The organism is Mycoplasma leonicaptivi ATCC 49890, assembly GCF_000622205.1.
Lineage (GTDB): Bacteria > Bacillota_I > Bacilli_A > Mycoplasmatales > Metamycoplasmataceae > Mycoplasmopsis > Mycoplasmopsis leonicaptivi.
This window is the reverse complement of the sequence record NZ_JHWE01000029.1, coordinates 1-10,781: the sequence shown is the minus strand read 5'-3', so window position 1 is coordinate 10,781 and position 10,781 is coordinate 1. Positions and strand designations below refer to the sequence as shown.

Annotated in this window: 10 protein-coding genes; 9 read left to right on the top strand and 1 reads right to left on the bottom strand. The window is 22.0% G+C overall.

The window, feature by feature from the left end:
• Window positions 1-356 precede the first annotated feature (356 nt).
• From BU00_RS0102165 to BU00_RS0102150, 4 genes are read left to right on the top strand one after another with little or no spacing between them, the layout of a single operon-like run.
• A complete protein-coding gene (locus tag BU00_RS0102165; RefSeq protein ID WP_027121305.1) occupies window positions 357-1,358 on the top strand; it encodes a DNA cytosine methyltransferase in 1,002 nt (333 codons plus the stop codon).
• Window positions 1,359-1,360: 2 nt separating this feature from the next.
• Window positions 1,361-2,872 (top strand): phospholipase D-like domain-containing protein, encoded by a 1,512-nt coding sequence (locus BU00_RS0102160; RefSeq protein ID WP_027121304.1) that lies wholly within the window; start codon window positions 1,361-1,363, stop codon window positions 2,870-2,872.
• Between the two features lie 49 nt (window positions 2,873-2,921).
• Window positions 2,922-3,185 carry an HPr family phosphocarrier protein gene (locus tag BU00_RS0102155; RefSeq protein ID WP_027121303.1) on the top strand — a complete coding sequence of 88 codons (264 nt, stop codon included), beginning with the start codon at window positions 2,922-2,924 and terminating at the stop codon, window positions 3,183-3,185.
• A gap of 52 nt (window positions 3,186-3,237) precedes the next feature.
• On the top strand, window positions 3,238-4,266 hold the full coding sequence (locus tag BU00_RS0102150; protein WP_027121302.1) for a TMEM164 family acyltransferase: 1,029 nt from the start codon (window positions 3,238-3,240) through the stop codon (window positions 4,264-4,266).
• An 11-nt stretch (window positions 4,267-4,277) separates the two neighbouring features.
• Here the strand turns inward: BU00_RS0102150 and BU00_RS0102145 are convergent, their stop codons facing one another.
• On the bottom strand, window positions 4,278-5,630 hold the full coding sequence (locus tag BU00_RS0102145; protein WP_027121301.1) for an aldehyde dehydrogenase family protein: 1,353 nt from the start codon (window positions 5,628-5,630) through the stop codon (window positions 4,278-4,280).
• A gap of 134 nt (window positions 5,631-5,764) precedes the next feature.
• Between BU00_RS0102145 and BU00_RS0102140 the strand changes: the two genes are divergently transcribed.
• The 5 genes from BU00_RS0102140 to BU00_RS0102120 all read left to right on the top strand — a co-directional run.
• Window positions 5,765-6,604, top strand: a complete 840-nt coding sequence (locus tag BU00_RS0102140) for a Cof-type HAD-IIB family hydrolase (RefSeq protein ID WP_027121300.1) — start codon at window positions 5,765-5,767, stop codon at window positions 6,602-6,604.
• A 21-nt stretch (window positions 6,605-6,625) separates the two neighbouring features.
• Window positions 6,626-8,179: a hypothetical protein gene (locus tag BU00_RS0102135; RefSeq protein ID WP_027121299.1), complete on the top strand. Its 1,554-nt coding sequence runs from the start codon at window positions 6,626-6,628 to the stop codon at window positions 8,177-8,179.
• A 7-nt stretch (window positions 8,180-8,186) separates the two neighbouring features.
• Complete coding sequence (gene thiI, locus BU00_RS0102130) at window positions 8,187-9,356, top strand: tRNA uracil 4-sulfurtransferase ThiI (protein ID WP_027121298.1); 1,170 nt, start codon at window positions 8,187-8,189, stop codon at window positions 9,354-9,356.
• Window positions 9,349-10,431: a hypothetical protein gene (locus BU00_RS0102125; protein ID WP_027121297.1), complete on the top strand. Its 1,083-nt coding sequence runs from the start codon at window positions 9,349-9,351 to the stop codon at window positions 10,429-10,431. The genes thiI and BU00_RS0102125 overlap by 8 nt, the downstream gene beginning before the upstream one ends.
• Window positions 10,432-10,565: 134 nt before the next feature.
• On the top strand, window positions 10,566-10,781 hold a 216-nt coding region (locus tag BU00_RS0102120; RefSeq protein ID WP_027121296.1), incomplete at its 3' end, for a hypothetical protein.

The following is a 10,781-nucleotide window of genomic DNA, read 5'->3' as shown; positions in this document are numbered from 1 at the left end:
AAACCATTACTTCAACCTACATATTTATAAATTGCTCCCTTTTTACTTCCGCCTGAATTAAAAAGCATTAAATTTTTCTTTTCGTTCATACTTAATATTATATCAAAATAATAACTAATAATAACTAATTTTTTAAAGAATTTTTATAAAAATACCTAATATATATATATATATATATTAGGTAAGTCTTTTTGAATTGATAAAAAATGCATTTTTTATGCCCAAAAGTGAGAAACTCGGGAAATGAGTATTTTTTACTTGTTATTTTTACTAAATAGAGAAAATTATGATATTTTATTTTAATATAAAAGGAAAATGTATAATTAAAACATAATATAAATATTAAAAGAGGTTAGATGAAAAGTATAGAATTATTTGCTGGAGCTGGTGGTTTAGCAATAGGCTTGGAACAAGCAGGTTTTAAGCACATATGTTTAGTAGAAATTGATAAATTTGCTGCAAGCACACTAAAACACAATAGAAAACATTGAAATGTTTTACAAGAAGATGTTTCTGTTGTTGCTACAAAAGATCTGGAAGAAGAATTTAAAATAAAAAAATATTCATTAGATTTGCTTTCAGGTGGTGCTCCTTGTCAAAGTTTTAGTTATGCAGGTAAAAGATTAGGATTAGAAGATGTTCGTGGAACAATGTTTTATCATTACGCAAAATTTTTAGAAAAATTTCAACCAAAAATGTTTTTATTTGAAAATGTTAAAGGTCTTTTAACACATGATAATAAAAAAACTTTTCAAACTATTTTTGATATATTATCAAGTCAAGGTTATACACTTCAATACCAAGTTTTAAACTCTAATGATTATAATTTTGCACAAAAAAGAGAACGTTTAATCGTTATAGGTTTGAGGAATGATCTTGTTTTAAAAACATCCTTTAAATTCCCTAAAAAAGAAGATAAAAAATTAGTTTTAAAAGATGTTTTAAAAAGCGTACCAGATAGTTTATGTGCTAAATATAGTAAAGAAAAAGAAGAACTTTTTGAACTTGTTCCTGAAGGTGGTTGATGAAAAGATATTCCAGAAGAACTTGCTAAAAAATATATGAAAACATGTTGAGATATGGAGGGTGGAAGAACAGGTATTTTAAGAAGATTAAGTTTTAATGAACCTTCATTAACGATTCTCACAACACCACAAATGAAACAAACAGAAAGGTGTCATCCAACACAAACAAGACCATTATCTGTAAGAGAAACCGCAAGAATACAATCGTTCCCAGATGAATGAGAATTTATTGGTAGTATGGCGAATCAATATAAACAAATAGGTAATGCTGTTCCGTGCAATCTTGCAAAAGCAATTGGTAAAGAAATCTACAACACTTTAAAAAGGATATAAAAATGAAAAGAACTCAAATTTATAAAAGTGTATTATCTGTTTTAATTCAAATAATTTTTCTTGGTCTTTTTGTTTCTGGTATTGTATTTTTGGTAAACAGAATAGGTGAGCAATATATTTATACTTTTTTTGTAGCTCTTTATCTGTCAAATGTTGTTTTTATATTTATTATATATTCACAACAAAGAAATGATCAAGCTAAGTTTAGTTGAATATATTTATTAATTTTAATACCAATTATTGGTCATATAGCTTTTCTAGCCTTTGGTTTAGTATTAAAAAATAAACATGAACTTAAAATTAATCAAGATCCTAAATATTTTTTAAGTTCTTATAAAGAAGATTTTGGTATTTCTGAAGTAAACACTTATGTTCCTGAAATAGAAAAATATAAAAAAATATCTAATTCAATTGCATCATATGCAGATTTTAAAATGTATAGTGAAGGTTATCATTTTTATAATGATTTACTAGAAAATCTAAAAAAAGCCAAAAAAAATATTTTTATTGTTACATACATAATCAAAAATAGTGAAATATCAAATGAATTGATTGAAATAATAAAGAAAAAACAAGAAGAAGGTGTTGATATTAAATGACTTGTTGATGATTTTGGTGCAATTGGTAATCAAAAGAAAAAGTTAATGAAATTAACAAAGAAAAATAAAATAAAAATAAAGATAATTGGAAAAATTTATTATCCATTTATTCATTCTAATTCATTTTCAAGAAATCATCAAAAATTTATCATTATTGATAATGAAATCGTTTTTTCTGGTGGTAATAATATTTCTGATGAATATGCTTCATTATCTAAAAAATATGGGCACTGAATTGATGTTAATTACAAAATAACAGGACCATATGTTAATCAATATAATATTTTATTTTGTAAATTTTGAAAAATTATCACCAAAGAAGAATTACAAGTTACTACATATTTAAAAAAATATGATTATACAAAAAACTATCATTCAAGTGCTTTATTAACACAGGATTCGCCTTCTTTAGATTATTCAACGGCTGAAAATTTTTGATTAACAATATTGTCTAATGCAAAACATAATATAAAAATAGCAACACCTTATTTCTCGCTTACAAACGCATTAGAAAAACAATTAATTATTGCTCTTAAAAGTGGAATAGATATCACAATTTATTTTCCAGGTTTACCTGATAAAAAATTTGTTTACAAAATTAGTTTGAGTCAATTAAGTAAATTTATTCCATTTGGTTTAAAAATAAAAATTTACGATAATCATTTTCTACATTCTAAAATGGGTGTTGTAGATGATAAATATGGTTGATTAGGAACGAATAATTTAGATTCTAGAAGTATGTTTTCTCAATACGAAACAATGGATATTGTTTCTGGTAATGTTATTAATGATATGCAAGAAATATTTAAAGATTACGATGCAAATTCATCACTATTGCAAGAACATTTTAACTTATCAAAAAAATATAATAAAATTGAAAAATTTGTCTTTGATTGATTTAAGACATTAATATAAATATGTTATAATAATTATTATTGATTAATACAGAATTGAAAGGTTTAATATGAAAGAATTTACAGCAAAAATTGTTGATCCAATTGGATTACACGCTCGTCCAACAACATTAATTACAGGAACAGCAGGTAAGTTTCAATCTGATTCACAATTAGTTTTTAAAGGTCGTCAAGGAAATTTAAAATCAATTATGAACATTATGGCACTTGGAATTAAATTTGGTGATGAAATCACTATTAAAGTTTCTGGTGAAGATGAAGACCAAGCGATTGAAGCAATTAGAAAAACATTTGAAGACAATCAATTAATTTAATATATAATAAAATTAAAGGAGTCTAACTCCTTTTTTTAATACAAAGGAAATAATGAATACGTTTTTTACTTGAAAAATAAATAAAATATCTTTTATAGATTCTAAATGAATGTTTTTTTTATTACTTAGTTTAGTTTTTTTAGCAATGCTAATTTCTTGATTGAAAAAAGAAAAAATATATGTTTTTTTTAATCAAGAAAACAAAAAGTTTTTATTTAAAACAGTTAACAAAGTCTGGTTATTCAGAATAATTGGTATTATTACACTTATTTTTACAATAATAAGAAGTGTAGCAATATTATATAGTAGTTATCCCTTTAAATGAGAAGCAATCCCGATGCATTTTTGTAGATTTTTACTTTTTGTTTTAATGCTGATGTTTATTTTTAACAAAACTCATATAGTAAATAGAGTAAGTATTGTTTGTTTTATATCTGCATTTGTTGCATTTGCTTTTGCAAATTTAGGTGTTGTAAAAGAATTTGTTGAAGGAGATATTATTTACAATAATTTAGTACCAGGTACAAAGGAATATGAAAAAGCAGGTTTAAACACTGGATATGATACTATTTTGTTTTGAGATTTTGTTATAGCTCATGCATATGTATTTTATGCTCCGATTTTTATGCACATAGTAAATGGTAAAAAATCAAAAATAACTTTTGTTTCTGTATTTGAAGGAATAATAGTTTTAAACATTTTAAGTTTTGTAGTTTTTGGTTTAAATGAAATGTCTTATCAAATCGCTTTAAATTCAAAAACACCCGATAAAAATGTTATAGCCTGAGGTGCAAATTGATTCTATTTAGGAAGAACAGGAATAAATACATTAGGAAAATTTAGTCAATGACCAAATAATTCTTGGTCACTTAGTTTAGCATTTATGTTTGGAATATTTTTAGTTTTTGGTATTTTAATCTTATTTAATATTATTTCTAAATTAAGAATAATTACTATACAAAAAGATAGTTCAAAACAAATGAAGTTTATTTTTATTAAAAAACCAAAAGAAGTATTTAAAGAATACTGTGCCCCATTAAAAAACATTTTCAATATAAATAAATCAAAGTATGTTATTTAACACACTTTGATTTATTTTAATATTTTTTTAATTCATTTTAAAGTTTTATTGTATGGTGCATATCTTAAATTTAAATCAAAAAGTCAAAACTTTTTATAAACCGATTTTTGATTACTAAATGTTTTAAAACTTTCATAACCACCATATCTACCATAACCACTGTTTCCAACACCTCCAAAGGGTAGTTTTTCAATCACAAGATGTGTTAATGTATCATTAATTGAAGCGCCACCAAATGAATAATTATTAATTATTTCTTGAATATTTTGCTTATTTTTACCAAATACATAAAGAGCTAAAGGTTTTTCTAATTTATTAATTATATTGTCAATATCTTTCTTGTTTTTAAATTTTAAAATAGGTAATAATGGGCCAAAAATTTCTTCTTGCATAATTAACGAATTTAAATCTGGATTATCTATTAATGCTGTTTTTATTTTTAATTTTTGTAAATCAGATTCCGCACCATATATAATTTTTTGATTTTGTAATAATTTTTGTATTCTTAAAAAGTGTTTTTGATTAATTATCTTTGGATATGCTTCATCTAAATACATTTGATCAATATAAAATATTAATCTTTCAATTAATTTTTGATAAATATTTTGATGAATCAAAATATAATCTGGTGCAATACATGTTTGACCTGCACTAAATATTTTTCCATAAATAATTGCTTTTGCAGTTTTATCAATATTTGCGTCTTCAAAAACAATTACTGGAGATTTTCCACCTAGTTCATAAGTCGCAGGAGTTAAATGTTTAGCAATTTTTTGTGATATTTGTGTAGCAACATAATAACTACCTGTAAAAAACACATAATCAAATTTATTTTCTAATAATAAATTTGTTTCTTGAACATCACCATTAAAAACAGCAACATATTCTTCATCAAAAATTTCACTAATAATTTTATTAATAATATTTAAAGAATTAGAAGCAATTTCCGATGGTTTCAAAATACAACAATTACCTGCTGCAATCGATCCAATTAATGGTTTTAATGTTAATAAAATTGGATAATTTCATGGTGCAAAAATTAATGTAACACCACGAGATTCAAAGGTTTGATATGCTTTTCCTAAAAAACCTTGTAAACCAGTCGATACACTTTTTAATTTAACTCATTTTTTTAGTTTTTTTTCAAATAGTGTTATCTCTTTTAAAACTTGTCCTAATTCAGAAATATAAGATTCATATTTAGTTTTTGCTAAGTCAAGATATAATGCATTATAAATATCATTTTCATATTTTTTAATAGTTTCTTTTAATTTTTTTAATATCTGCAATCTAAATTTATAATTTTTAGTTTTTCCAGTTTTAAAAAAATCACGTTGTTTTTGAATTAAATTTTGATATTTCATAGATAAATTATACAAAATATAAAATTAGTTTTTTATTTATTAAATTTAACAAAAATTAATTTTATATTCATATTAAAATAGCAATTTTTATATACTTTTTTATGTTTTTATTACTTTGGTTTATAATTTTAAATATGAAAAAAGCAGCGATTTTTAGTGATGTAGATGGTACAATTTATCCATTTCCAGGTAAAAATTTATCACAAGTGAATATAGATAAAACAAAAGAAATTAATAAAAAAAATGTTTTTTTTGTAATTAATACTGGAAATGGGCCATATGAAAAAATACAAAGACTTGCAGATTCTTTATGTTCAAGATATATTGTATGTTCTAATGGTGCATTAATTTTTGATAATCAAGAAAAGAAAATTTTAAATATTGAATATATTTCTAAGTTAGAAGCACAAAAAATTTGAGATATTGCGGATACAGTTGATATAGGACTTTATTATTTTGGAACACATCAATATTATTTAAGAAATGCAGACCAAAAACAAATTGATTTTATGACTGATTTTTGTGAATATAACAATTGGATTTTTGATGGTAGAATCCCAGAGGATTTACATAAAATAGAAGCATATGGTCCAAGAGAAAAACTTGAAAAATTTTATAATTTAACAAAAGAAAAAAATGTTGACTTAAATGTAGTTTTACTTGATAAACATATTGAAATAACAAAAAATGGAGTTTCAAAAGGTACTGGTATGAAATGACTATGTGAAAATATTTTTGACATACCTTTATCAGAAGTTATGGCTATTGGTGATAGTCAAAATGATATTTCAATGTTTGAATTAGCAGGTTTTCCATATGCAATGGAAAATACAGATCCGTATACAAGAACCTTTGCTAAATATTTTACCTCAACAGTTGAACAAGATGGTTTAGCAATGGCAATTGATGATTACTTATACAGAATAGATTTTGATTTAAAAAAAGAAATTTCACAAGGTAAAAAACACAAATAATGTGTTTTAATTTTTTAAATTATGGTTTCAATTGAAATTATTTTTTGAATAATTTTTGGAATTTTATTATTTCTTGAACTCATTTTAATTTTAATTTTAATCAAAAAAATTATATTAAAACTTATTAATAAAAAAATACCTGCAAAATTTCAAACATTAACACAGGAATTATATTTCTCACAATCTGTTTTATGTAATTTATTAGTTGTATCAAGAAAAAGTGATCAGCATAGTATTCTTTACAAAGATTTAAATAATATTTTCAATAAGATTCAAAATTTATATACAAATATCGAAATTCAAAATAAAATAACTCTTGATTCTGTTTTACAAAAATATTTTTTTAAATCAATTAAAAACTTTTTTTCATTTAATAAAAAAAATAAAAAAATAAAAAAAGTTTTTGTTAATTTTAATTATTTATCAAAAGATTTTGTGTTTTTATGAAAAAAAATTGAACAAAATCAAGCATTTGTTCTTGAAAAATGTCACAGCATTGAAAAATTTTTATTAAAAAATAAATTTATAATTAATAATATTTTTGATAATTTAGTACAAAAAAATAATGAAATAAAGCAAAATTTAACTTTAATTGATAAAAATAAATATAATGGAAATTTTTTAAAAGCACTAGAATTATGTATGCTAAATAATAATTATTTATATAACTTAACAAGTTATTTAAATAATGTAAAAAAGATCCATTATTTAATTTTTATAGATTTAAATAAAAAAATAATTAACCTAAAAGATTTTAAAAAGAAATATTTAATGCTAATCAATTTAAATAATTCATTATTATTAAATATTGATGCTACTAAAATGAACAATTTAACAAATAAAATTAAAGATGTTTATAACGAAATTGAAAATATTGAATACCAAAATGAAATGAAGGTGCAAATAAGGTTTTTTATCTATAAGAATTTACATTTTTTAGAAACTGAATTAAAAAATATAAAAAAATTTATTGAATATAATGAAAAAGAATTAAGTATTAAATTTATAAAAAATAAATTTAATCAAATACTAAAAAATTTCTATTTTTTAATTCAGAATATTTCAAAAATAGAAGTATGTGAATATTTGAATGTTATAGAAAATATTGTTTTTAATTTAAAACAAATAAAGTCAAATATTAATATTTGTTTATTAATTAAAGAATATAATCAAAAAATTAATATTACGCAAAATAATGAAGTTATAAATGTAAAAATTTTATATAAAAAAATTATAGAAAACGAATTTTTACCACAAGATAATAGTAATTTGAAATTAATATCAAAACTTAAAACAGAATACTTAGAATATGAAAAAAATAATTTTAGAGAAATTCTAAATGATTTAAACAAACGAAATGATTTTATTTTAAATTTAGTAAAATTGAGTAAAAAAATAATAATAAATAAAAAATATTTTCATTTATTAAATGAAATTATTGAACATATTTCAAAAAAGAATTTAAATGATAATAATGTGTATATAAATATAATTGATAAAAATTCAATTTTGTATAAAAATAAAAATTATCAAGAAGTTTTTGAATTTTTTAAAAAAACATATAGCAAAAAATAGGAGGATTATGTATTCAAAAATACTTATAAGATATGGAGAGTTAGTATTAAAGAAAAAAAACAGAAAAACATTTATTAATCAACTTTCAAATAATATTTATCATATTGTTGGTGAAAAACCACAAGTGGAATTTGACAGAATGTACTTATCATTTTCAGAACATAATTTAAAAAAATTAAATTATGTTTTTGGTATAAGTTCATACTCACCGGTTATTGTTTGTCAAAATAATATTGAAAAAATTAAAGAAGGTGTTTTTAGTTTATTAGATAATAAAACAAAAACATTTAAAATCGAAGCAAGAAGAAACAATAAATCCTTTGAGTTTACTTCACAAGATTTAAATAGAAATCTTGGTTCATTTTTATTACAAAAAACAAATGATGAAAATGGAAAAAGTTTTTTATCTGTTGATGTGCATAATCCGGATCAGGTTTTTTATGTTGAAGTAAGACAAAAAGAAACATATATTTTTTCAACTTATTACAAAGGTTTAGGTGGATTACCAGTAGGTGTTTCTGGTAAGGTTTTACACCTTATTTCTGGTGGTTTTGACTCACCTGTTGCTGCTTTCCAAATGATGAAAAGAGGTTTAAAAGTTGATTTTTTAAGTTTTATAACACCTCCTCAAACTGATGAAAAAACAGTTAATAAAATTAAGAAAATAGTTGAAGTATTAAATAATTATCAAGTAACAAGTAATTTAATTTTTGCAGACTATTCTGTTTTAATGAACTATATTTCTTTTGTATCAAAAGAATCTTATAAAATAACATTAATGAGACGAAGTTTTTACAGAATTGCTGAGCAAATTGCTAAAAAATATAATCAGTTAGCTATTTCTAATGGTGATAATCTTGGTCAGGTAGCTTCGCAGACTATTGAATCTTTAAACACGATAGGCGAAGCAACTCAATTACAAATTTTAAGACCTTTATTAACTTTTGATAAAAACGAAATTATTGATATTGCTAAAAAAATAAATACACATGATATTTCAGTAATACAAGCTAATGAAACATGTGAATTATTTGCACCAAAAGAACCTGTTACTAAACCTAATTTAGGTATTGCAAAAATGTTAGAAAGTGAATTGAGTAATCTTTTAGAATATGAAAAAAATCTTTTAGAAAATAAATTAGATATTCTAAAATTCTCATTAAATAAAAATGAATAAAACAAAATATGAAATATTAATTGATTTTGAAGCTGTACCACCAAATTTTTCTTCTATATTTGGTTCAATAAATAAAGAGTTTAGAAAACAAAAAATTAAAGATTTACCTTTTTGTTATACAATCGGTTTAGTTTCTCAAAATAAAAAAACAAAAACACGTAGTCATATTAGTCAACTAAAATTTTTAACAAAAAAAGAAGCATTTGATGATTATTTTGCTCATTTAAAAAAAATACTTACAAATGATATTCATATACTAATTGGTAAAAAAATAGATATTACAAAAGAAAATATTAAGTTTATTGGGTGAGGACCAAGTCTTGAAAGTTCAATTACTCAAAAATTATTTAATTTAAAAACATATGCAGTTGAAGAATTTCCTTATAGTTCTATCTCTTTAGACAAATTAATACCAAAAAATCTTTTTTCTAATAATTATTTTCCTAAAATAAAACAAAGTGAGATTAGTAAAAAATTTAAATCAGTTTTTGCAATAAAAGAAGATTATTCTAACGGTAGAATAGCAGGTATTTTAGGCGCTTTATTATATATAAATGGTTCTTTACAAAATTCTTCATTAATTTCAAAAAAATTAACTAAAACTGAAATTGAAATAATTCAAAAAGAAACGATTTTTTATAATCGTGATGATGTTTTAAAATTAGGGTATTTAATTCAAAATAAAGAGAAATCTTTAAAAGTTGTAGAAGCTATTAAAGTTATTAGAAAAAATAAATCAAAAATTGTATCAAAAATAAATTACAATAACAATATTTTAAATACTACAAAAAATATAATTGAACAAAAACTTGTTATTTCAGATAATATTGTGGATTTAATTCAGTATTTAAACAATTATTTAAATTCAAATAAAGAAAACGAAGAACAAGAAATGCAAAAAACATTGAATAAGTATAAAAGAGTTTTATTTGAAATAAATGAAATTATTAAAGAAAATAAATTCAAAACAATTTCTAATTTTATTAGTGATTTAATCAAGAAAATTAATTTTTATAAAAAAGAAAAAGAAGAGTTAGACTTATTAGAACTAAATCAAGTTGATTTAATGAATTAACAAAAAAATAAATATAAATTTTTATTAATAACATCTTAAAGGGGGACACAGAAATGACACAGTTATTTCTGTGTTTTCTTTTATAAAACAAAAGGAAGGGGGAGGGGTATACCCCTCGGGCTTCGCCCATAAAAATGAGCAAACATTTATCACACAAACAATGAGAATTTTGAATCAAAGAGTATTACAAAGCAAATAATAATTTTGCTAGTGAACAACTATTTTGAACTAATTTTTGTAATCAAAATAACATTAAATTTACTAAGCACGTAATTTATAGATTTAAACAAAAAATTAACTTGTATAATTTAAATATGAATTTAGATAGCAAAACAGGTAAATCACCAAAA